General features: G+C 66.4%; 24 protein-coding genes. 15 read left to right on the top strand and 9 right to left on the bottom strand.

The window, feature by feature from the left end; genetic code table 11:
- The 6 genes from gyrB to mutM all read right to left on the bottom strand — a co-directional run bounded on the left by gyrB (nt 1) and on the right by mutM (nt 7,798).
- Nucleotides 1–2,445, bottom strand: a complete 2,445-nt coding sequence (gene gyrB / locus ACSHZY_RS01780; RefSeq protein ID WP_435164536.1) for a DNA topoisomerase (ATP-hydrolyzing) subunit B — start codon at nt 2,443–2,445, stop codon at nt 1–3.
- Between the two features lie 80 nt (nt 2,446–2,525).
- Complete coding sequence (gene recF / locus ACSHZY_RS01775; protein WP_435164533.1) at nt 2,526–3,596, bottom strand: DNA replication/repair protein RecF; 1,071 nt, start codon at nt 3,594–3,596, stop codon at nt 2,526–2,528.
- Nucleotides 3,589–4,707 carry a DNA polymerase III subunit beta gene (gene dnaN / locus ACSHZY_RS01770; protein WP_435164530.1) on the bottom strand — a complete coding sequence of 373 codons (1,119 nt, stop codon included), beginning with the start codon at nt 4,705–4,707 and terminating at the stop codon, nt 3,589–3,591. Before dnaN ends, recF begins: the two co-directional genes overlap by 8 nt.
- Nucleotides 4,708–4,782: 75 nt before the next feature.
- Nucleotides 4,783–6,147 (bottom strand): chromosomal replication initiator protein DnaA, encoded by a 1,365-nt coding sequence (dnaA, locus tag ACSHZY_RS01765; RefSeq protein WP_435164527.1) that lies wholly within the window; start codon nt 6,145–6,147, stop codon nt 4,783–4,785.
- Between the two features lie 463 nt (nt 6,148–6,610).
- Nucleotides 6,611–6,886 (bottom strand): 30S ribosomal protein S20, encoded by a 276-nt coding sequence (rpsT, locus tag ACSHZY_RS01760; RefSeq protein WP_435164524.1) that lies wholly within the window; start codon nt 6,884–6,886, stop codon nt 6,611–6,613.
- Nucleotides 6,887–6,955: 69 nt separating this feature from the next.
- Nucleotides 6,956–7,798 carry a bifunctional DNA-formamidopyrimidine glycosylase/DNA-(apurinic or apyrimidinic site) lyase gene (gene mutM, locus ACSHZY_RS01755; protein ID WP_435164522.1) on the bottom strand — a complete coding sequence of 281 codons (843 nt, stop codon included), beginning with the start codon at nt 7,796–7,798 and terminating at the stop codon, nt 6,956–6,958.
- Between the two features lie 121 nt (nt 7,799–7,919).
- Here mutM and ubiE point away from each other — a divergent pair, with 121 nt between their 5' ends.
- Together ubiE and ubiB are read left to right on the top strand one after the other, a co-directional pair.
- On the top strand, nt 7,920–8,663 hold the full coding sequence (ubiE, locus tag ACSHZY_RS01750; protein WP_435164519.1) for a bifunctional demethylmenaquinone methyltransferase/2-methoxy-6-polyprenyl-1,4-benzoquinol methylase UbiE: 744 nt from the start codon (nt 7,920–7,922) through the stop codon (nt 8,661–8,663).
- A 1-nt stretch (nt 8,664) separates the two neighbouring features.
- Nucleotides 8,665–10,185: a 2-polyprenylphenol 6-hydroxylase gene (ubiB, locus tag ACSHZY_RS01745; RefSeq protein ID WP_435164517.1), complete on the top strand. Its 1,521-nt coding sequence runs from the start codon at nt 8,665–8,667 to the stop codon at nt 10,183–10,185.
- Here the strand turns inward: ubiB and ACSHZY_RS01740 are convergent.
- Together ACSHZY_RS01740 and ACSHZY_RS01735 are read right to left on the bottom strand one after the other, a co-directional pair.
- Nucleotides 10,182–10,829, bottom strand: a complete 648-nt coding sequence (locus ACSHZY_RS01740; RefSeq protein WP_435164516.1) for a flagellar hook capping FlgD N-terminal domain-containing protein — start codon at nt 10,827–10,829, stop codon at nt 10,182–10,184. The two genes, ubiB and ACSHZY_RS01740, sit on opposite strands and share 4 nt — an antisense overlap.
- 9 nt (nt 10,830–10,838) lie before the next feature.
- Nucleotides 10,839–11,531 (bottom strand): flagellar hook-length control protein FliK, encoded by a 693-nt coding sequence (locus tag ACSHZY_RS01735; protein ID WP_435164514.1) that lies wholly within the window; start codon nt 11,529–11,531, stop codon nt 10,839–10,841.
- Between the two features lie 916 nt (nt 11,532–12,447).
- On the opposite strand from ACSHZY_RS01735, the gene ACSHZY_RS01730 reads away from it, so the two are divergent.
- From ACSHZY_RS01730 to ACSHZY_RS01705, 6 genes are all read left to right on the top strand, one after another.
- Complete coding sequence (locus ACSHZY_RS01730) at nt 12,448–12,708, top strand: rod-binding protein (protein ID WP_435164512.1); 261 nt, start codon at nt 12,448–12,450, stop codon at nt 12,706–12,708.
- Entirely contained in the window at nt 12,705–13,022 is a 318-nt protein-coding gene (locus ACSHZY_RS01725; protein ID WP_435164510.1) for a hypothetical protein, read from the top strand. Before ACSHZY_RS01730 ends, ACSHZY_RS01725 begins: the two co-directional genes overlap by 4 nt.
- Before the next feature lie 179 nt (nt 13,023–13,201).
- On the top strand, nt 13,202–14,083 hold the full coding sequence (locus ACSHZY_RS01720) for a flagellin (protein ID WP_435164508.1): 882 nt from the start codon (nt 13,202–13,204) through the stop codon (nt 14,081–14,083).
- A gap of 62 nt (nt 14,084–14,145) precedes the next feature.
- Nucleotides 14,146–14,514, top strand: a complete 369-nt coding sequence (gene flaF, locus ACSHZY_RS01715; RefSeq protein WP_435164506.1) for a flagellar biosynthesis regulator FlaF — start codon at nt 14,146–14,148, stop codon at nt 14,512–14,514.
- Entirely contained in the window at nt 14,511–14,915 is a 405-nt protein-coding gene (flbT, locus tag ACSHZY_RS01710; protein ID WP_435164504.1) for a flagellar biosynthesis repressor FlbT, read from the top strand. The genes flaF and flbT overlap by 4 nt, the downstream gene beginning before the upstream one ends.
- Nucleotides 14,912–15,733, top strand: coding sequence for a DUF1217 domain-containing protein (locus ACSHZY_RS01705; protein ID WP_435164502.1), 822 nt, complete (start codon nt 14,912–14,914; stop codon nt 15,731–15,733). The genes flbT and ACSHZY_RS01705 overlap by 4 nt, the downstream gene beginning before the upstream one ends.
- On the opposite strand, the gene ACSHZY_RS01700 is transcribed toward ACSHZY_RS01705, so the two are convergent.
- Nucleotides 15,730–17,025, bottom strand: a complete 1,296-nt coding sequence (locus tag ACSHZY_RS01700; RefSeq protein WP_435164501.1) for a FliI/YscN family ATPase — start codon at nt 17,023–17,025, stop codon at nt 15,730–15,732. The genes ACSHZY_RS01705 and ACSHZY_RS01700 overlap by 4 nt on opposite strands.
- A gap of 80 nt (nt 17,026–17,105) precedes the next feature.
- On the opposite strand from ACSHZY_RS01700, the gene ACSHZY_RS01695 reads away from it, so the two are divergent.
- Genes ACSHZY_RS01695 through flgA form a run of 7 tightly spaced genes read left to right on the top strand, consistent with a single transcriptional unit; the run spans nt 17,106 to nt 20,344 of the window.
- Nucleotides 17,106–17,483 carry a FlgB family protein gene (locus tag ACSHZY_RS01695; RefSeq protein WP_435164499.1) on the top strand — a complete coding sequence of 126 codons (378 nt, stop codon included), beginning with the start codon at nt 17,106–17,108 and terminating at the stop codon, nt 17,481–17,483.
- Nucleotides 17,480–17,857, top strand: coding sequence for a flagellar basal body rod protein FlgC (gene flgC, locus ACSHZY_RS01690; protein ID WP_435164497.1), 378 nt, complete (start codon nt 17,480–17,482; stop codon nt 17,855–17,857). Before ACSHZY_RS01695 ends, flgC begins: the two co-directional genes overlap by 4 nt.
- A 12-nt stretch (nt 17,858–17,869) precedes the next feature.
- Nucleotides 17,870–18,142: a flagellar hook-basal body complex protein FliE gene (gene fliE / locus ACSHZY_RS01685; RefSeq protein WP_435164495.1), complete on the top strand. Its 273-nt coding sequence runs from the start codon at nt 17,870–17,872 to the stop codon at nt 18,140–18,142.
- Between the two features lie 2 nt (nt 18,143–18,144).
- Nucleotides 18,145–18,411, top strand: coding sequence for a flagellar biosynthetic protein FliQ (locus tag ACSHZY_RS01680; protein WP_435164494.1), 267 nt, complete (start codon nt 18,145–18,147; stop codon nt 18,409–18,411).
- Entirely contained in the window at nt 18,411–19,118 is a 708-nt protein-coding gene (locus ACSHZY_RS01675; RefSeq protein ID WP_435165435.1) for a flagellar hook-basal body complex protein, read from the top strand. Before ACSHZY_RS01680 ends, ACSHZY_RS01675 begins: the two co-directional genes overlap by 1 nt.
- A 9-nt stretch (nt 19,119–19,127) precedes the next feature.
- The gene (gene flgG, locus ACSHZY_RS01670) at nt 19,128–19,913 is read left to right on the top strand and encodes a flagellar basal-body rod protein FlgG (protein ID WP_435164492.1); all 786 of its coding nucleotides are present in this window, start codon (nt 19,128–19,130) and stop codon (nt 19,911–19,913) included.
- On the top strand, nt 19,910–20,344 hold the full coding sequence (gene flgA / locus ACSHZY_RS01665) for a flagellar basal body P-ring formation chaperone FlgA (RefSeq protein ID WP_435164490.1): 435 nt from the start codon (nt 19,910–19,912) through the stop codon (nt 20,342–20,344). Before flgG ends, flgA begins: the two co-directional genes overlap by 4 nt.

Here is a 20,344-nt window from a genome sequence, read left to right as displayed (position 1 = left end):
TCAGATGTCCAGATTTTCCACGTTCAGGGCGTTCTGCTGGATGAACTCGCGGCGCGGCTCCACCACGTCGCCCATCAGCTTGGTGAAGATGTCGTCCGCCTCGGCCATGTCATCGACCTTGACCTGCAGCAGCGTCCGCGCGTCCGGGTCCAGCGTGGTTTCCCACAGCTGTCCGGGGTTCATCTCTCCCAGCCCCTTGTAGCGTTGCAGGCTCAGGCCCTTTTCGCCTTCGGCCAGGATCGCCTTCAGAAGGTCGACCGGCCCGTGGATCAGTTGTTCGCGGTCCTTGCGGATCAGGCGCGAGGTGCCCTGATAGACGTTGCGGTGCTGCTGCGACACGGCCGCGATGCGCCGCGCCTCGCCCGACCGCAAGACGGCGCCGTCCAGCGTCCGCAACTCCTCCACGCCGCGCAGGATGCGGCTCAGCCGGATGCCGTGGTCCTGCGTGATCCGGCCCGACCAGCCACGTTCGTATTCGCGGGCCACCTCGTCCAGACGTTTGGCCACCGTATCGGCCAGCGCCTGCAGATCGCCGGAATTGGCGTCGAACGCCCCGGCCAGCGCGGCCTGTTCGACGATGTGGCGCGGGTAATGGGTCGGGAACGCTTCCAGCACGCGGCGGAACTGGCGGGCGCCCTCGATCACGCGGATCAGGTCCTGACCGGCGATGACCTCTCCGCTGCCAAGGCGCAGGGTGGCGCCGTCGGTGCCCTGCTGGATCAGGTAATCCTCCAGCGCCGCCTGGTCCTTCAGGTAGACCTCGGACTTGCCGCGGGCGACCTTGTAGAGCGGCGGCTGCGCGATGTAGAGATATCCGCCTTCGATGATCTCGGGCATCTGGCGGAAGAAGAAGGTCAGCAGCAGCGTGCGGATGTGCGCGCCGTCCACGTCGGCGTCCGTCATGATGACGATCTTGTGGTAGCGCAGCTTGCCGATGTTGAATTCGTCCCGGCCGATGCCGGTGCCCATCGCGGTGATCAGCGTGCCGATCTCCTGGCTGGCCAGCATCCGGTCGAAGCGGGCGCGTTCCACGTTCAGGATCTTGCCCTTCAGCGGCAGCACGGCCTGGTTGGCGCGGCTGCGCCCCTGTTTGGCCGACCCGCCGGCGGAGTCACCCTCCACCAGGAACAGTTCAGATTTCGCGGGGTCGCGTTCCTGGCAGTCGGCCAGCTTGCCGGGCAGGGAGGCGACGTCCAGCGCCGTCTTGCGCCGCGTCAATTCGCGCGCCTTGCGGGCGGCTTCGCGGGCCAGCGCGGCTTCGATGATCTTGCCGACGATGATCTTGGCCTGCGCGGGGTTCTCCTCGAACCATTCCGACAGCTTCTCGTTCACGAGGTTCTCGACCGCCGGACGGACCTCGGACGACACCAGCTTGTCCTTGGTCTGGCTGGAGAACTTGGGATCCGGCACCTTCACCGACAGCACGCAGGTCAGGCCTTCGCGGGCGTCGTCGCCGGTGAAGTCCACCTTCTCGCGCTTGGCGATGCCGGAGGTCTGGGCGTAGTTGTTGATCGTCCGCGTCAGCGCGCCGCGGAAGCCCGCCATGTGCGTGCCGCCGTCACGTTGCGGGATGTTGTTGGTGAAGGGCAGGACGGTTTCGTGATAGGTGTCGTTCCACCACATCGCGACTTCGACGCCGATGCCGTTCTTTTCGCCGGTCATGAAGATCGGTTCGGCCATGTGCGAGGATTTGGAGCGGTCCAGATAGCGCACGAATTCCCGTACGCCGCCTTCATAGAACAGCTCGGTCTTCAGCGGTTCGGCCGGGCGTTCATCCTCGATGATGATCCGCACGCCGGAGTTCAGGAAGGCCAGTTCCCGCAGCCGCGTTTCCAGCGTCTTGAAGCTGAAGTCGAGGTTGGAGAAGGTGCCTTCCGGGTCCGTTTCCTTGGAGGAGGCGAAGAACCGCACCTCCGTCCCGCGTTCGCCGGGCGCGTCGGCCACGACGCGCACATGCTCCACGCATTCGCCCTTTTCGAAGCGGGCGTAGTATTCCTTGTCGTCGCGCCAGACGCGCAGTTCCAGCCACTCGCTCAGCGCGTTCACGACCGACACGCCCACGCCGTGCAAACCGCCCGACACCTTGTAGGCGTTGCCGCTTTCGTCGGTGTTGTTGAACTTCCCGCCGGCGTGCAACTGGGTCATGATGACCTCGGCCGCGGAAACGCCTTCTTCCTCGTGCAGGTCGACGGGAATGCCGCGGCCGTTGTCGCGCACGGACACGCTGCTGTCGGCGTGAATCTTCACCGTCACCGCGGTTGCATGGCCCGCCAGCGCCTCGTCGATGCCGTTGTCCACCACCTCGTACACCATGTGGTGAAGGCCCGAACCGTCATCGGTGTCCCCGATATACATGCCCGGACGTTTCCGCACCGCCTCCAAGCCCTTGAGAACCTTGATGGAACTTGCGCCATATGCGTCAGGTTGCCGTGCTGCTTCGGCCATGCGGAGTTACCTCTTCTTACACTCCGATCTTATACAGGCGGGCGGGGGGAATGTCACGCGACGGGGGGGCTTTTTCGCCTTTATCCGGCCGTTTTCACGGTGGATTCGCCAGCCGCTTCCCCCACGCACATCCTTTGCGCCCGGGGGCCGAGGCTGTCGAACAGTTCCGCCCCCGTTCCCGTCATCAGGACCTGCGCGTCCAGCGCCAGAAGCGCCTCGTACAGCGCGGCGCGGCGGTCGGCGTCCAGATGGGCCGCCACCTCGTCCAGAAGGATCACCACGGGCGCCTCGCCCGACAGGGCGCGGGCGTTGGCAAGGATCAGGCTGATCAGCAGGGCCTTCTGTTCCCCGGTGGAGCACTGGGCGGCGGGCATGTCCTTGGCGGCATAGGTGGCACGCAGATCGGCGCGGTGGGGGCCCGCCAGCGTGCGTCCGGCGGCCATGTCGCGGCGGCGATCGGCCCAGGCCTCGGGCCAGCCGTCTTCCTCCGTAATCTCCAGTTCGGCCCGGGGGAACACGCTGTCCGCCTGCGCCTGCGACAGGCGCGACAGGGCCAGCGCGCGGTTGGCGGTGATGGCCTGCGCGGCATCCGCCATCTGCGTTTCCAAGGCCGCGTACCAAGCGGGATCCGACACCTCGTCCCGAAGCAGGCGGTTGCGTTCGCGCATGGCTTTCTCATAAGCCAGCGAGGCTTCGGCGTGGTCGGGCAGGAAGCTCATCGTCATGCGGTCAAGGAACCGCCGACGTCCCTCCGCCGCTTCGATCCACAGCCGGTCCATGGACGGGACCAGCCAGACCTGCCGCAACAGGCGCGACAGGGCGATCTGCGGGGCAGGCTTGCCGTCGATGCGGACCTGCCGGGTATCGCCGGGCTCGGCCCAGGTTTCCAGCTCATGCCCCGGCGTTTCGGCCCGGATCTTCCAGCCCAAGGCCTCGGGCTTGCGGGACAGATCCTCCGCCCCCGCGCGGCGCAGGCCACGGCCGGGCGACAGAAGGGACACCGCTTCCAGCACGTTGGTCTTGCCGGCGCCGTTCGGGCCATAGAGCGCCACCGGCCGCCCGTCGAAGGACAGCCGCGTGTCGCGGTGGCTGCGGAAATGCGACAGCCTCAGCCCGGCGATCGCGGGGCCGGTCCGCTGCGTCTCAGACACGCATCGGCATCACGACATAGACGGCCGAGGCGTCGTTGCCTTCGCGCATCAGGGTCGGATCGCCCGAGGAGTTGAACAGGAAGACCGCATTCTCGCGGTCCACCTGGCTGGCGATCTCCAGCAGGTATTTCGCGTTGAAGCCGATCTCCAGCTTCTCGTCGCCGTAAGCCACGGCCAGCTCTTCCTCGGCGGCGCCGCTGTCGGGTGCGTTGACGGACAGGACCAGCCGGTCGTCCTCCATGCTCAGCTTCACGGCGCGGCTGCGTTCGGACGACACCGTGGCCACCCGGTCCACGGCCTTCGCGAATTCCGTCGCGTCCACTTCCAGCCGCTTGGCGTTCGCCTGCGGGATCACGCGGGTGTAGTCGGGGAAGGTGCCGTCGATGACCTTGGAGGTCATGATGATGTTCGGGGTGGCGAAACGTACCTTGGTTTCCGACACCGACACCTCGATGTCCGCATCGTCATCGTCCAGCAGCTTGCGCAGCTCACCCACCGTCTTGCGGGGCACGATCACGCCGGCCATGCCCTGCGCGCCGTCGGGCAGCGGGGCATCGATGCGGGCCAGACGGTGCCCGTCGGTCGCCACGCAGCGCAGCACGGGCCCGTCCTCTCCGGTCGCGACATGCATGTAGACGCCGTTCAGGTAATAGCGCGTTTCCTCGGTGGAGATGGCGAACTTCGCCTTGTCGAACAGGCGGCGCAGCATCTTGGCCTTGGCCGTGAAACTCGCCGCATATTCGGACGAGGCCATCACGGGGAAATCCTCGCGCGGAAGCGTGGTCAGGCTGAAGTTCGACCGGCCGGCCATGACGGTCAGGCGGCCCGCCGCCGCGTCCTCGGTCAGGTTGACCAGCGCGCCGTCGGGCAGCTTGCGGACGATCTCGTGCAGCATGGTGGCCGAGACGGTGGTGGCACCGGCGCGCTCGACCTGCGCGGGCGCGCGGTCAATCACCTCGATGTCCAGGTCGGTGGCGCGGAAGGACACGGTGTTGCCTTCCGCCTCGATCAGGACGTTCGCAAGGATCGGGATCGTGTTGCGGCGTTCCACCACCGACTGGGCCTGAGAGACCGCTTTCAGAAGTGTGCCGCGTTCGATGCTGATCTTCATGGACGTCTTTCCCGTTCACGGCCTTCGGCCGAAGTGTCGGTGGGACTTTCCAATTATCTCAGCCGGGCGTCAAGGTCACGCCTGAAGCAGGCGGCGCAGCATCTGCAGATCATCGGACAGCTGGGAATCGGTGGACATCAGCTCCTCCACCTTCTTGACGCCATGCATGATGGTGGTGTGGTCGCGGCCGCCGAAACGGCGCCCGATCTCGGGCAGCGAGCGCGGGGTCAGCTGCTTGGCCAGATACATCGCCACTTGGCGGGGCCGCGCGATGGTGCGCACGCGCTTCGGCCCGATCATGTCCGACAGGCGGACATTGTAATGCTCGGCCACCTTGCGCTGGATCTCCTCGATCGTGACCTTGCGGTCCGAGGCGCGGAGGATGTCCGACAGGCATTCCTGCGTGACTTCCAGCGTGACGGGACGGCCGACGAGGTTGGCAAAGGCGAACAGACGCGTCAGCGCGCCTTCCAGCACGCGCACGTTCGTTGTGATGCGATGGGCAAGGAATTCCAGCACGCCGTCGGCGATCACCAGATCGCCCATCTGGCGGCGGTAATGTTCGGCCTTCTGCTGCAGCACGCCCAGACGCAGTTCGTAATCGGTCGGGTGCAGGTCCACAACCAGCCCGCATTGCAGGCGGGACTTGATGCGGTCCTCCAGATCCTTGATCTCCCCTGGCGCGCGGTCGGCCGAGATGACGATCTGCTTGTTCTGGTCCACCAGCGCATTGAAGGTGTGGAAGAACTCCTCTTGCGTGGAATCCTTGCCGGCGATGAACTGCACGTCGTCGACCATCAGCACGTCGACCGAGCGGAACATTTCCTTGAAGTCCATGATCTGGCGTTCGCGCAGGGCCTGCACGAAGCGATACATGAACTGTTCGGCCGAAAGATACAGCACGCGCAGGTGCGGCTGGCGCAGCTGCAATTCATGCGCGATGGCGTGCATCAGGTGCGTCTTGCCCAGACCCACGCCCCCATACAGGAACAGCGGGTTGAAGGTCACGGGGCCTCCCTCGGCCACGCGGCGGGCGGCGGCATGGGCCAGCGCGTTGGGCTTTCCCACGACGAAGCTGTCGAACGTGAAACGCGCGTCCAGCGGGGCACTGGCGATCTCCTCCTCGCGCCGGGCGGGGGCCGCGGCCGGGGCCGCCACGGGTGCGGGGCGCGGGGCGCGGGTGGCCGCGGGGGCCGCCGCACGGGCCACGCAGAAGTCGATGCGCGACACCTCGATCCCGGCCTCGTTCAGGCGGTGGCGGATCTTGTCGGCGAAGTTGCGCTGCACCCAGTTGCCGAAGAACGAGGTCGGAACCTCGAACTCCGCCCGGCCTTCCGCCAGCTGCGTCAGCTTCAGCGGCTCGATCCAGGTGACGTAGTTGTTCCGGCCAACATGAAGCAGCAGGTCTTCACGCAACTTCGTCCATGTGTCGTTCGTCATGCCTGACCGCTCCAAATCCACCGCGCGGGCCTTTGCCCGATTTTTCTTGTGCCTCACCCGAACCCGAAGGACGGCAAGCCGCAGGGGATGACCGGCCGGCACAATGCCGACGGCCGCAACAACAGGACAACCTCACGGGAAACACGTCCCGTGAGGATATCGGGGCGCCGAAGGCACCCTGTTCGATCGTGCAAGGATCGCATCCCGCTGGCGGCCCTGGTCGCGCATGCGCGACGTACTGGCAGCCGGGCCCCAACGGGATGCGATCACGTCATGTCCCCCAGGACAGGTGAATCGCTTCAAGGACGCTAGCCCCGGAGCCGAGGGGTCCGCAACCGAACTTCGCTGTTGACAGAAAATTGGCGGGGCCGAATCCGGAACCTGCGATCTTGCCGCATCATCCCGAAATAAAAACGAAAAAGCGCGCCCAAGGGCGCGCCAATTCAACGGAATGTCTCTGGACTCAGGCCGCGGCGGCGCTAAGGGCCTTCACGCGCGACGACAGGCGCGACATCTTGCGGGCAACGGTGTTCTTGTGCAGCACACCCTTGGTCACGCCGCGCGCCATTTCGGGCTGGGCAGTGCGAAGGGCTTCGGCCGCGACAGCCTGATCGCCGGATGCGATGGCTTCTTCGACTTTGCGCAGGAAGGTGCGAATCCGCGAACGGCGCGCCTTGTTGATTGCAAAGCGTGCTTCGGACTGCCGGGCGCGCTTCTTGGACTGGGGCGTATTTGCCATTAATCGGTTTCCGGTTCTGTCGGGGTTCTATTCTTGAAGCCGGGTCTTTATGCCCGACTCGGGCGCAAGTCAAGCCTTTTGGCAGTCGGGACAGAAGAAGGTCGACCGCCCGGACTGAACGATCCTCTGCACTTGGGTGCCGCATTCGGGGCAGGGCCAACCCTCGCGGCCATAGACGCGGAAGCTGTGCTGGAAATAGCCCAGCTCCCCGCCCGCCTGGCGATAATCGCGCAGGGAGGACCCTCCGGCGGCGATCGCCTCCTCCAGCACGTCGCGGATGATGGGGACCAGCCGGCCCACCTCGTCCCCCGTCAGCTGCCCCGCCAGACGGCGCGGGTCGAGGCGGGCACGGAACAGCGCCTCGCACACGTAGATGTTGCCAAGACCGGCCACGATTCGCTGGTCCAGCAGGGCCGATTTCACGGGCGTGTTGCGCCCCTTCAGCCGCGCCGCCAGATAGTCCGTGTCGAAACTGTTGCCCAAGGGCTCCGGCCCCAGAATGGCCAGCAGCGGGTGATCGCCGCCGGTGGGCAGCAGGTCCATCGCGCCAAACCGCCGGGCGTCGTTGAAAGTCACGCGGGCGCCGGTTTCCATGGTCAGCACCACGTGGTCGTGCTTTTCGGGCGCGGGGTGTTCATGATGGAACTGTCCCACCTGCACGCCGGAAATCAGCATCCGGCCGGACATGCCCAGATGGATCAGCAGCGTTTCGCCACTGTCCAGATCGGCCAGGATGTATTTCGACCGCCGCCGCAGCCCCAGCACCCGCGCCCCGGTCAGCCGCGCCGCCATGTCGGGCGGGAAGGGCCAGCGCAGGTCGGGACGGTTCACCGCGGCCTTCGCGATCACATGGCCGGTCAGCACGGGCGCAAGGCCGCGGCGGACGGTTTCGACTTCGGGCAATTCGGGCATGGGCGACCTCCGGCGCATCGCTATATATGTGCGAAGCGCGGGCGACAAAGCGGTTTTCCTTTGCGCCGGCACCATATACCCATTCGGCGAACGACGGCCAACTTCGACATGAGGGCGCAGCATGAGCGACAAGACCACCCATTTCGGCTTCCGCACCGTGGATGAAACCGAGAAGGCGGGCCTCGTGCATGGCGTCTTCTCCTCCGTCGCCTCGCGCTATGACGTGATGAACGACCTCATGTCCGCCGGCGTCCACCGCCTGTGGAAGGATGCGATGATGGACTGGCTGGCCCCGCGCCCCGGACAGCGCCTGCTGGATGTGGCGGGCGGCACGGGCGACGTGGCCTTCCGCTTCCTGAAGCGCGCGGCGGGGTCGAAGGCCGTCGTGCTGGACATGACGGAATCGATGCTGGTCGCGGGGCGCCAGCGCGCCGATGCGGGCAACATGGCCGATCGTCTGGACTGGGTCGTGGGCGACGCGATGGCGCTGCCGCTGCCCGACAACAGCTTCGACGTCTACACGATCAGCTTCGGCATCCGGAACGTGACCCGCGTTCAGGACGCGTTGAACGAGGCGTATCGCGTCCTGCGCCCCGGCGGCCGCCTGATGGTGCTGGAGTTCAGCCAGTTGCCCAACCCGATGATGCAGAAGGCCTATGACCTCTACAGCTTCAACGTCATCCCCCAGATGGGCAAGATGGTGACGGGCGACCGCGACAGCTACCAGTACCTTGTCGAATCCATCCGCAAGTTCCCGGATCAGGAGACGTTCGCCGGCATGATCCGTCAGGCGGGCTTCGATCTGGTGAAGTATCGCAACATGTCCATGGGCATCGCGGCGCTGCATTCCGGCTGGAAGGTCTGACTTGAGGGGCCCGCACAACATTCTGCGGCTGATCCGCACGCTGGCGACGTTCCAGCGGACCGGCGCGCTTCCCGTCATCCTGCAACAGGCCGAGGCTCCCGCCCGTTTGCGGCTTGTGGCGCATCTTCTGGCCTGGCCCTTCACCTGGCTCGGTCTGAAGGGCGATCCGGCCCTGCCGCCGGTGGTGCGGGCGATCACGGCGCTGGGGCCGGCCTACATCAAGTTCGGCCAGATCCTGTCGACCCGACCCGACATCGTGGGCGGCGATCTGGCGATGCAGCTGCGCTATCTTCAGGACCGCCTTCCGCCGTTCCCGACCGTCCTGGCCAAGCAGCAGATCGCGGCGGAGCTTGGGCCGGAGGCGATTGACGCCTTCACCGACTTTTCCGAACCCGTGGCCGCGGCGTCCATCGCGCAGGTGCATTCCGCGCGCCTGATCGACGGGCGGGAGGTGGCGGTGAAGGTCCTGCGTCCCAGCATCGAACGCGCCTTCCGCGTGGACGTGGACGCCTTCTACACCGGTGCGCGGATCGTGGAGGCGCTTCTTCCCTTTTCGCGCCGGTTGCGGCCGATGGACGTGGTGCGCCATTTCGACGGCGTGGTGACGGGCGAACTGGATCTGCGGCTGGAAGCCGCGGCGGCCGGCGAATTCGCCGTCAACACGTCGGCCGACGAAGGTTTCCGCGTGCCGGCCCCGATCTGGAACCTGTCCGGCCGCACGCTCATGACGATGGACTGGGTGGACGGCATCAGCCTGGCCGACACCGACGCCCTTGACGCCGCAGGCCATGACCGCACGGTTCTGGGCGCGCGCGTGCTGCAACTGTTCCTGAACCATGCGTTGCGCGACGGGCTGTTCCACGCCGACATGCATCACGGCAACCTGAAGGTGGGTCCGGACGGCGCCATCGTCGCCTATGACTTCGGGATCATGGGGCGGCTCGACCCCTACACCCGCCGTGTCTATGCCGAGATCCTGTATGGCTTCATCCGCCGCGACTACCGTCGCGTGGCCGAGGTGCATTTCGAAGCGGGCTACGTCCCCCGCGACCGCGACATCGATGAATTCGCCCGCGCCCTGCGCGTGATCGGAGAGCCGATCTTCGGCATGGACGCGACCCACATTTCCATGGCGCGGCTGCTGTCCTACCTGTTCGAGGTGACGGAACGCTTCGGCATGCGCACCCGGACCGAACTGATCCTGCTGCAACGCACGATGGTGGTGGTCGAAGGCGTGGCCCGGTCGCTGGATCCGCACATCAACATCTGGCAGGTCGCCCGCCCGGTGGTGGAGGCTTATATCCGCGAGAATGTCGGCCCCCGGGCCGCCCTGCGCGATCTGGCACAAACGGCCCGCGTTCTGGCCCGCTTCGGGCCGCGCCTGCCCGAACTGGTCGAACAGCGGCTGATCCGAGACGATGCCGAACCGACCGTGATCGTCCGCACGCCGTCGCGCCTGAAGCCGATGGCGGTGGGGGCCGCCATCGCCCTGATCGGCGTCGCGATCGGCGCGCTGATCTAGCGTTTCAGGCTGGTCACGTCGGAGGCGGCGACCTCCGTCCCGTCTGCCAGCACCAGGACGGTGCCGTTGGCCCCGATCTTCGCCTCGGCCACCTCGGCATAATGCTGCACGGTGGTGAGCGACAGCGCCGTCTCGCCGGAATAGTTCTCCACGCTCAGCGCATAGCTGCCCGAGGGGAGGGCCCCGCCCGTGGCGTCCGTGGGGGACCATTCCAGGCTCTTGGCGGTGGGGTCGATCTCCTCGCGCGCGACGGTGTTTCCGGCGGCGTCCTTGACCACCAGAACCGCCCCGTCCGCCTTGGCGTCGAATTGCGGATACAGCGTCACCGGGCTGCCATCCACCGTCACGGGGGCGGTGACCATCGCCTGCGCCCCCAGCCAGGACGACAGGTCCGACAGCGTCATCGCGTCCATCTTCCCGCCGATGGATTCGAGGTGCTGGTTGGTGAGCGTCTGCTGCTCCACCCCCGAAAAGGTCGCAAGCTGCACCGCGAAATCCGTCGATTCCATGGGGGAGGTCGGATCCTGGTTCTTCAGCTGCGTTGTCAGCATCGTCAGGAAGGTCTGATAATCGGTGCTTCCCGACATCGTGGCCCCGCCCGAGGAGGTGCGCGTGGTGACGGAGGTGGTGCTGGTGACGTCCATGATCTGTCCTTAAAGCCGAAGGTCCAGGCCCGAAGAGGGCAGGAGGGGCGAATGCGTGTAACGGGCCATTTCGGCCCGGGGGGCGGGAACCTCATGTCCCGTGTCGGCTTGGGGCTCCGGCGTCTCCGGCTCCTTCCACTCCGAAAAGTCGAGCTGTGCGCCGCCGAAGCCCTGCTGGGCCAGATCCTGCTGCAGCTGGTCGGCGTGCCGGCGCATCAGGTCCAATGTCGCGGGGTTGTCCGCGCTGACCACGACGCGCCAGTCATCGCCGTCGCGTTGCAGGGTGACATGGACGCGGCCCTGATCCTCCCCCACGCTGTCGCGGGTCAACGTCTCGGCCTGGGCATGAACCACGGCCTCGGCCTGTTTGCGCGCGGCCTCGGGAACCGCTGCCTCGAATCCGCCCCTCGGGGTGTCGAGGCTGGATGTCGGCGTGGGTGCCGCGGTCGGCTCGGCGGGCACAGGGGGGATGTCCGCGCGCAGATCGAGGGGTACCACCGATGCGGCGGCCGGTTCGCTGGCCGACACCTCGGTGGCCGTGTCAGGGCGGGGGCGGGGCACCTTCGCAGACGCAACGTCCTGCGAGGGTGAGGTGGGGGCAGGCATGGTCGTGGGCGCATAAGCAATGGCGGCAGAGTCGGGGGTGGTGACGGCCGGGGATGAGGCGGCCTCCAGCCCCGTTGAGAAGGCAGCCGCACGCATAGGGGCGGGCATGAGGTCAGGGGGCAACGCTCCATCAGTCGCCCTGTGCAGGCCCGCGTCCGCGGCCTGCACAGGGGCAGGATTGGGCGGAACGACAGCCGCGTCCGCAGGAGTTGCCGCGGAAGGGATAAGGCCAGGGGCGGGGCCCCCCAGGACGACCATATCTTTCTCAGCCAATGCTCTCGGTTGATTGGCCGCGACGTCCGCTTGACGCATAGGCGCCGCCAAAGGCGCCATCCATCCCGGTGCCGCAGGCACGGGCGGTGCTAAGGATCTTGCATCCGTATTCTCCGCGATCACAGCCCCATCCGGTGCCGCAAGCATGGGAGGTGCCAAGGGTCTTGCATCCACATCCCCTTTGACGGCAGTCCCCTCTGGTGCCGCAGGGATGGGTAGGGCGGTGGGTCCCGCATCCCCATCTTCCGTGATTGCTGGCCTCTCCGGTGCCGGTGTCACGGGTCCCTTCGATGCGGCCCATACCTTCGCCGCTGCGGCGTCGGACGCCACAGGCATCGGGATCGGCACGATCTGATTTTCCGTCACGCTCTGATCCGATGGCATCACGCTCTCGGACAGCACGTCATCCGTGGCGGCATCAGCCTCCTCCGTCAGTCCGACCTCATCAGGCTGGGGGGCGATGGCCGCTTCCTCCACCGCCTTAGGGGTCTTGCCGTCGGCCGTGACGCCGGGCGGCACCGACACTCCACCCCCGGTAGCGACGCCTTCATCCAGCGCAAAGGGAACCTCCCCGGCCGACGGCTGGGGCGGGGACAGGCGCGGCGCCAGAAGCGCCTGCAGAAGATTCGCGGCCACCAACATCAGGACATCTCCGGTAATGGCCTTCTTCCTGGCATGGCGACCATTACCGGTTTCTTTACCGCGCCCCGCCAGACTGCCGGAAATTTCAGGAGGCTTCATGATTTCCGCCGTCACATCCCCCGCCATGCCCCGCCCGTCCGACCCGCTGCGCGACAAGGCCGCGCAACTGGAAACCACCTTCCTGTCGCAGATGCTCGGGCAGGCCGGCCTTGGCGCCACCTCCGGCGCGTTCGGCGGCGGCGCGGGGGAGGCGCAGTTCGCGTCCTTCCTGCGCGACGAACAGGCCCGCGCCATGGTGGATCACGGCGGCATCGGCCTGACCGAATCGCTGTATCGCGCGATGGGGGGTAAGGAATGACCGTGCTTGCGCTGATGGCCCGGATCGACACCGCGCTGGACACCGGAGATTTCGCTGAACTCGCCACCTGCGCCCCCCTGCTGAAGGCGGCGGCGGATGCGCTGCAGCCGGACGACGAACTGGTCGCCCTGCGGCAAAGGGCGCTGCGCTTGTCCTCCCGCCTGCAAAGCGCTGCGGAAGGGGTGCGTGCCGCACGCTGGCGCCTGGCCGACATCCGGTCGATGGGGCAGGCCGGGGACAAGCTGGTGACCTATGACGGCACGGGGCAGAAGCGCGACGCCGGAGGGACCGGCCTTCTGACCCGGAGGTATTGATTCAAATGCGCTTTATCTGGCCCGCCGCCATTAGCACGCCTTTAAGCATTGCGGTCCAAAACGGACCTGCGTCCCAAGGTTGGGGCGGCGCGCCGGACACAACCGGCGCAGGGTAGAAGCCCGTCAGATGCCGCAAACGCGGCAGGACCACGCAAAGCCGTGGAACAAGGGAAACTAAAATGTCTTCGATCCTGACCAACTCCAGCGCAATGGTTGCCCTCCAGACGATGAAGGGCATCAACAGCAACCTGAACCAGGTACAGAACGAAATCTCGACGGGGAAATCCGTCTCCTCCGCCAAGGACAACGCCGCCGTCTGGTCTATCTCGAAAACGATGGAATCGGACGTCTCCAACTTCGAGACCATCGGCGAGAACCTGTCGCTGGGCCAGTCCACCGTTTCGGTCGCGCGGGAAGCCGCAACCTCCGTCACGGACCGCCTGACGGAGATGAAGAACAAGATCGTTTCCGCCCAAGGCAAGACGGGCGAAGACCAGAAGACCATCCAGGCGGACATCGACGCTCTGAAAGAGCAGATCAAGTCGACGGTCGACTCGGCACAGTTCAACGGCGTGAACCTCGTCTCCAGCGACGACTACAAGGTGGACGACGCGGACGCCACGTCGGGCTACCAGGTCCTGTCCTCGCTGAACCGCGGGACGGACGGCACCGTCACCACGGGCAAGATCACCGTGTCCGGCCAGAACCTGAGCCAGGACGCGGGTGGCGGTCTTGAAGGCCTGGCCGACATCACGCTGACGCCGGCCGCGGGTGAAGAACTGGATATCGACGCGCTGCTGACGCAGATGGACACCCTGATCGGCGTGGCCACCGACGCCGCGGCTTCCTTCGGTTCGAAGGAAAACCAGCTGACGATGCAGTCCGACTTCGTGTCGAAACTGTCGGATGCCGTGGAAACCGGCATCGGCGCCATGGTCGATGCCGACATGGAGGAGGCTTCGGCCCGCCTTCAGGCCCTTCAGGTGCAGCAGCAGCTGAGCACGCAATCGCTGTCGATCGCGAACCAGGCGCCGCAAAGCATCCTGTCGCTGTTCCAGTAAGCGCAGACGGGGGCCGGGCGCATGTCCGGCCCCCAACCTGAACCCAATCGGGAGAAACCGGATTGAACGCCTATCATCCGCACGGCGCCTATGGGCGCACGGACGCCCCCCTGCGCAACGCGCGCAGCATCGAATATGACGCCTTCGCCCGCGTGACCCGCGCGCTGACCGCCGCCACCGCGCAGCGTGACACCGCATTTTCCGCCTATGCGAAGGCCCTGCACGACAACCAGCGGCTTTGGATGGCGCTGGCCGCCGATCTGGGGCGCGAAGGGAACGGCTTTCCCGCCGCCTTGAAGGCGCAGCTGTTCTATTTGTTCAAGTTCACCGCCCAGCACACGCCCAAGGCCTTGAAGAAAGATGTCGGGCTGGAGGTTCTGATCGACATCAACACTTCCGTCATGCGCGGACTGCGGGGGGAGGCGGCATGACCGGTCTTGTCCTGAAGCTGGGCCCCAACGAACGCGTGCTGATCAACGGCGCGGTGATCGAAAACGGCGATCGTCGCACGCGGCTGGCGGTGAAGACGCCGAATGCCCATATCCTGCGCCTGCGTGATGCGATTCCCGCCGATCAGGCCAACACGCCCGTGCGCCGCGTCTGCTACATCGCGCAGCTGGTCCTATCCGGGGATGCCGAACCGATGCTCGCCCGTCGCCAGTTGCTGATGGGGATCGAGCAGTTGAGCCAGGTGCTGACCGACCCCGACAGCCGGGCCCTGCTGACCGAAGCCACCAGCGCGGTCCTGACGCAGCAGTTCTACAGCGCGCTGAAGACGCTCCGCACCCTCCTCCCGCGGGAGGAGAGGTTGTTGGCGGCCCACGAGGCATGAGCTTCACCCCGATCGTCCCGATGTCCGGCTATGGCGGCTGGGCCTTTCTTCAGCGCACCATGGACCAGCAGAAGGAGGCGTTCGACTCCTCCTCTACCATGCAGCGGGAAGAAGCCTATTTTCGCGAGAACATCGGCAATGTCCGCACGGCCGAAGATCTGGTGTCCGACCGCCGCCTGCTGAAGGTTGCGCTGGGCGCCTTCGGGCTGGACGGGGACATCAACAACACCTTCTTCGTCCGCAAGGTGCTGGAGGAGGGGACGACGGAAAAGGCGGCCTTGGCCAACCGTCTTTCGGACAAGACCTACCTCGCCTTGTCCGAGGCGTTCGGCTTTGACAACGCCAAGGGCCCGAAGACGACCGAGGCCGGATTCGCCGACAAGATCCTGTCCCGCTATTCCGACCAGCAGTTCGAAACCGCGGTGGGGGAGCAGGACAGCGACATGCGCCTTGCCATGAACGCGCAGCGCGAACTGACCGAACTGGCCAAGAAGGACTCCAGCGACCTGACCAAGTGGTACACGGTGCTGGGGTCGGAGCCGCTGCGTCAGGTGATGCAGACGGCGTTCAACCTGCCGACGGCCTTCGCCTCGATCGACCTGGACCAGCAGGTCCGCCAGATTCAGAACAAGTTCGAAGGGCTGATGGGCACGGAGTCGCTTTCCACGCTTTCCGACCCCAAGCAGATGGACAAGCTGCTGAAGCGCTTCCTGACCATGTCGCAGATCGCAGGCAGCGCCAACACCGCGACCTCGCCCGCGTTGCAGATCCTGCAAGCGGGCGGATCGGCCAACAACATTTTCTCGATTCTGCGTTAGCGCAGTGCGTCTTCCAGCCGCTGGAACGCGTGGGTGACGCTGGAAGAGGATTCGGCCAGAAAGGCATCCAGCTTCGGCCACAAACGCACGGCGAGATCTACCTGCGGGTCTGATCCCTTCGCGTACAAGCCCGCCTGCACCATCATCTCGGCCCGGTCCCATGCGCCCAGAACCTGCCGTGCGCGGGCGATCTGCTTGTTCTCGTGCTCCGTTGCCGCCTTTGGCAAACTGCGCGACACGGACCGCAACAGGTCCACCGCCGGAAAGCGCCCGCGTTCGGCGATGCTGCGATCCATCACCACGTGGCCGTCGATGGTCCCGCGCAGGATGTCGGCCACAGGCTCCTCCATGTCCGATCCCGCGACCAGCACGCTGAAGACGGCAGTGATGTCGCCTTGGCCTTCGGCCCCCGGTCCCGCGCGTTCCGCCAGCGACATGATCGCATGGCTGGTGGACGGGGGGTAGCCGCGAAGCGAAGCCGCCTCACCCCCCGCCACGGCCATTTCGCGATGCGCTTCGGCGAAACGGGTGATGGAATCGGCCAGCAGCAGCACATGCCGTCCCTGATCGCGGAAATGTTCGGCCACCGTCATCGCGGCCAGCGCGCAACGCCGGCGGATCGCGGGCGACCGGTCCGAGGTGGCGGCCACGACCACCGCGCGGGCCATGCCGTCGGCACCCAGCACATGCTCCACGAACTCCCGCACCTCGCGCCCGCGTTCGCCCACCAGCGCGATCACCACCAGATCGGCCTGCACCCCCCGCGCAAAACCGGCCAGCAGCGTCGACTTGCCCACCCCGGAACCGGCGAACAACCCGATTCGCTGGCCCCGCACCAGCGGCAGAAGCGTGTCGAACACCGCCATTCCCGTGGCCAGCCGCGCGCCCATCGGGCGCCGATGCGCCGGGGGCGGGGGGGCGGCCCGCAGGCTGCGGGGCAGGGGGCCCTCCATCAGCGGGCGATCGTCCAGCGGGCGGCCAAGGGGATCGATCACCCGCCCGATCCAGCTGTCATCCGGCGACAGCACGGCCGCCCCTTCCAGAAGCACGGGATCGTCGATGGCCAGCCCCTCGGTCGCGTCGTCGGCCATGACGGTCAGGGTGTCGGCGGACAGTTCCACCACCTCTCCTCCGCAGCGGTTGGCGATGGTCACCCGGTCGCCCAGCGCCGCCACGTCCGACAGGCCGGACACCCGGATGGCGCCCCCGCCCAGAAACGCGATGCGCCCCACCCGGCGCAGGGGGGAGATGCGGGCCAGACGCGCGGTCAGCCGGCTGAACGATGCGGACATGATCCATCCTTTCCGATGCTTACGCTTTCTAAAGGAATCACCCTTAAGCCTTGGTGAAGGTGATCGAGGGAGAAACCCCGATGTTCGAGAGTTTGAAGATCGTGAAGATGGCGCATGCCATGGCGGAACATGCCGGCGCGCGGCAAGGGCTGGTGTCGCAGAACATCGCCAACGCCGACACGCCCGGTTACAAGGCGCGGGACCTGGCCGATTTCGGCCAGAGCTATGCCGAGGCGGGCGGCCTGCGGGCCACGCGCCCCGGCCATATCGGCGGCGGCGCGTCCGCCACGGCGCAGATCGTGCAATCCTCCGTGGCCGAGGATCCGAACGGCAATACCGTTTCCCTGGATCAGGAAATGGTGCGCGCGGTCAACATCCGGCAAGAACACGACATGGCGTTGTCCGTCTATCAGGCCACGTCCGACATCCTGCGCGCCAGCCTGGGCAACAAGGGATGAGCGATCTTCTCCAGTCCCTTTCTCTGTCCGCCTCGGGGATGACGGCGCAAACGCAGCGCCTGCGCCACGTGTCGGAAAACATCGCGAACGCCGACACGCCCGGCTATCACCGCAAGACCGTCAGCTTTGCCGAAACGCTGCAGGGCGGGGTCGCCACCGGCCCTGTGCAGCTGGACCGCAGCCCGCTGACCAGCGTCTACGACCCCTCGAACCCGCTGGCCGACGACACCGGGCATTTCGACAGCTCCAACGTCGATCTCGTGGTGGAAATCGCCGACGCGCGTGAAGCGCAGCGCAGCTACGAGGCCAATCTTCGCATGTTCGACCAGGCGCGTCAGATGACGCAGGGCCTGTTCGACCTTCTTCGCCGTTAAAAAGGGTCCGGAATGGATATCAGCGCAACCTTTGCCGCGCAGGGCTATGTCAAGGCACGCCCCGCGACGGAGCCTGCCGCCGGCGGCCTTCTGGGCGCCGCCAGCGATTTCACCAAGGTGCTTCAGCAGGGCGAAAGCACGGCCGCGGCCGCCATGACCGGCGGCGCCGATCCGCACGCCCTGGTGCAGGCGCTGTCAGCGTCCGAGATGGCCGTCGAAACCGCCGTGACGGTGCGCGACAAGGTCGTCGCCGCCTATCAGGAAATCCTGCGGATGCAGATCTGACCATGAACGAGAACGCAATCTTCGACATGCTGCGTCAGGCGCTCTGGATCTCGGTCCAGATCTCGGCCCCGCTTCTGGCGGTGGCGCTGATCGCGGGCGTGGTCATCGGCCTGTTCCAAGCCCTCACCTCGGTGCAGGAAATGACGCTGACCTTCGTGCCGAAGGTGGCCACGATGCTGGCCGTCTTCTGGGTGTCGATGAGCTTCATGACCTCCACCCTCGTGGCCTTCTTCCAGACCGGGGTGCTGCCCCGGATCGTGGGTCCGTGATGGAGGCGTCGGGTTACGTCACGCTGACGCGGCAATCGGGCCTGATGCATCAGATGCAGACGGTCGCGAACAACATCGCCAACCTGTCCACCACCGGCTTCCGCCGCGAGGGCGTGGTGTTTTCCGAACATGTGAAGCGGCTGGAGGAGGCGCCTTCGCTGTCGATGGCCACCGCCTCCACCCGCCAGATCGACCTGACGGAAGGCGGCCTGACCACGACCGGCGCGCCATTCGATTTCGCGATCCGGGGCGACGGGTTCTTTGCCGTCCAGACGCCGGACGGGGAACGCCTGACGCGGGCCGGCAGCTTCACCCCCTCGGCCGAGGGGATGCTGGTGAACGCCGACGGTCATGCCCTTCTGGACGATGGCGGCGCGCCCATCATGGTGCCGCCCGACGCGGGCCCCGTCTCCGTGGCGCAGGACGGCACGCTGTCTGCCGAAGGCCAGCCTTTGGCTCGGATCGGCCTGTTCCTGCCCACCGACCGCAACGCCCTGCGGCACGAAGGCGGCACGCTGTTCGAAGCGGGGGACACCGAACCCGCCGACGGCACGATCCTGCAAGGCAGCCTGGAAGATTCGAACGTCGATCCCATCGGGGAAGTCGCCCGGATGATCCAGGTCCAGCGCGCCTATGAAATGGGGCAAAGCTTCCTCGACCGCGAGGATGACCGCCTGAAAACCGCCATCCAGACACTTGGACAATAAGGACCGCCCATGAACGCCCTTCAGATCGCGGCCTCCGGCATGGCGGCCCAGCAGATGCGGGTCGACACCGTGTCGAACAACCTCGCGAACATGTCGACCACCGGCTACAACGCCCGCCGCGCGGATTTCGCGGACCTGCATTACCAGCAGCTCGCCCGCCCCGGCACCATTGCGGCCGAGGATGGGACCATGCTGCCCACGGGCGTGCAGATGGGCATGGGCGTGCGCCCCTCCTCCGTTTCCGTCGTGCTGGCCCAAGGGTCGCTGGCGCAGACGGGCGGCGATCTGGATCTTGCCATCGAAGGCACCGGCTATCTGGAGGTGACGCTGCCCAACGGCAACGCCGCCTACACCCGGGACGGCGCGATGAAGCGGTCTGCCGACGGGCTGATCGTGAATGCCGACGGGCACGAAGTGGCCCCCGGCATAACCATTCCCGACGACGCCAGCAGCGTGTCCATCAACGCCGCGGGCGAGGTCTACGCCTATTTCGCCGGCGCTGTTCAGCCGCAGCTTCTGGGCCAGATGAACCTCGTCAACTTCACCAACGCCAAGGGGCTGGAGGCGCAGGGGTCGAACCTCTTCCTCGAAACCGAAGCCTCCGGCCCGCCCATGCAGGGCATCCCGGGCGAGGATGGTCTGGGCACCCTGCGGCAGGGCTATCTCGAGGACAGCTCCGTCGACGCGGTGCGCGAGGTGACGGAACTGATCAAGGCCCAGCGCGCCTACGAGCTGAACTCCAAGGTCATCACCGCCGCGGACGAGATGCTGTCGGCCACGGTGCAGGTGAAATGATCCGCCCGGTCCCCGCACTGGCCCTGATCCTGTGCCTTCTTCCCTTCGCGGGGCAGGCCGACACCGTTCTGGCCGCCCGCACCCTGCGGGCCGAAACCATCATTTCCGAACAGGATCTGAAAATGGCCCCGGGCACCACGCCCGGCGCGCTGGACGATCCCCTGCTGGCCGTCGGGATGGAGGCGCGGGTCGCGCTTTACGCCGGCCGCCCCATCCGCCCCGAGGATGTCGGCCCGCCCGCGATCGTGGACCGCAACCAGCTTGTCCCTCTCAGCTATCACGCGGGAGGTCTGTCGATCCTGACCGAAGGTCGCGCCCTCGGGCGTGGCGGGGCGGGCGACGTGATCCGCGTGATGAACCTTCAATCCCGCACCACCGTCACCGGTCGCATCGCGAACGATGGCCGGGTGGTTGTCGGCCCCGGCCTGTAG

The organism is Falsirhodobacter sp. 1013, assembly GCF_051195255.1.
GTDB lineage: Bacteria > Pseudomonadota > Alphaproteobacteria > Rhodobacterales > Rhodobacteraceae > Falsirhodobacter.
Note: the sequence above shows the minus strand (reverse complement) of the source record. Positions and strands in the feature narration are given on the sequence as shown.

Bases quoted from the DNA above. Each gene is read 5' to 3' on its own strand.
- gyrB (WP_435164536.1), bottom strand. From the start codon at position 2,445: ATGGCCGAAGCAGCACGGCAACCTGACGCATATGGCGCAAGTTCCATC.
- dnaN (WP_435164530.1), bottom strand. From the start codon at position 4,707: ATGAAGATCAGCATCGAACGCGGCACACTTCTGAAAGCGGTCTCTCAG.
- dnaA (WP_435164527.1), bottom strand. From the start codon at position 6,147: ATGACGAACGACACATGGACGAAGTTGCGTGAAGACCTGCTGCTTCAT.
- rpsT (WP_435164524.1), bottom strand. From the start codon at position 6,886: ATGGCAAATACGCCCCAGTCCAAGAAGCGCGCCCGGCAGTCCGAAGCA.
- mutM (WP_435164522.1), bottom strand. From the start codon at position 7,798: ATGCCCGAATTGCCCGAAGTCGAAACCGTCCGCCGCGGCCTTGCGCCC.
- ubiE (WP_435164519.1), top strand. From the start codon at position 7,920: ATGAGCGACAAGACCACCCATTTCGGCTTCCGCACCGTGGATGAAACC.
- ACSHZY_RS01740 (WP_435164516.1), bottom strand. From the start codon at position 10,829: ATGGACGTCACCAGCACCACCTCCGTCACCACGCGCACCTCCTCGGGC.
- ACSHZY_RS01735 (WP_435164514.1), bottom strand. From the start codon at position 11,531: ATGCGTGCGGCTGCCTTCTCAACGGGGCTGGAGGCCGCCTCATCCCCG.
- ACSHZY_RS01730 (WP_435164512.1), top strand. From the start codon at position 12,448: ATGATTTCCGCCGTCACATCCCCCGCCATGCCCCGCCCGTCCGACCCG.
- ACSHZY_RS01725 (WP_435164510.1), top strand. From the start codon at position 12,705: ATGACCGTGCTTGCGCTGATGGCCCGGATCGACACCGCGCTGGACACC.
- ACSHZY_RS01720 (WP_435164508.1), top strand. From the start codon at position 13,202: ATGTCTTCGATCCTGACCAACTCCAGCGCAATGGTTGCCCTCCAGACG.
- flbT (WP_435164504.1), top strand. From the start codon at position 14,511: ATGACCGGTCTTGTCCTGAAGCTGGGCCCCAACGAACGCGTGCTGATC.
- ACSHZY_RS01705 (WP_435164502.1), top strand. From the start codon at position 14,912: ATGAGCTTCACCCCGATCGTCCCGATGTCCGGCTATGGCGGCTGGGCC.
- ACSHZY_RS01700 (WP_435164501.1), bottom strand. From the start codon at position 17,025: ATGTCCGCATCGTTCAGCCGGCTGACCGCGCGTCTGGCCCGCATCTCC.
- ACSHZY_RS01695 (WP_435164499.1), top strand. From the start codon at position 17,106: ATGTTCGAGAGTTTGAAGATCGTGAAGATGGCGCATGCCATGGCGGAA.
- flgC (WP_435164497.1), top strand. From the start codon at position 17,480: ATGAGCGATCTTCTCCAGTCCCTTTCTCTGTCCGCCTCGGGGATGACG.
- fliE (WP_435164495.1), top strand. From the start codon at position 17,870: ATGGATATCAGCGCAACCTTTGCCGCGCAGGGCTATGTCAAGGCACGC.
- ACSHZY_RS01680 (WP_435164494.1), top strand. From the start codon at position 18,145: ATGAACGAGAACGCAATCTTCGACATGCTGCGTCAGGCGCTCTGGATC.
- ACSHZY_RS01675 (WP_435165435.1), top strand. From the start codon at position 18,411: ATGGAGGCGTCGGGTTACGTCACGCTGACGCGGCAATCGGGCCTGATG.
- flgG (WP_435164492.1), top strand. From the start codon at position 19,128: ATGAACGCCCTTCAGATCGCGGCCTCCGGCATGGCGGCCCAGCAGATG.
- flgA (WP_435164490.1), top strand. From the start codon at position 19,910: ATGATCCGCCCGGTCCCCGCACTGGCCCTGATCCTGTGCCTTCTTCCC.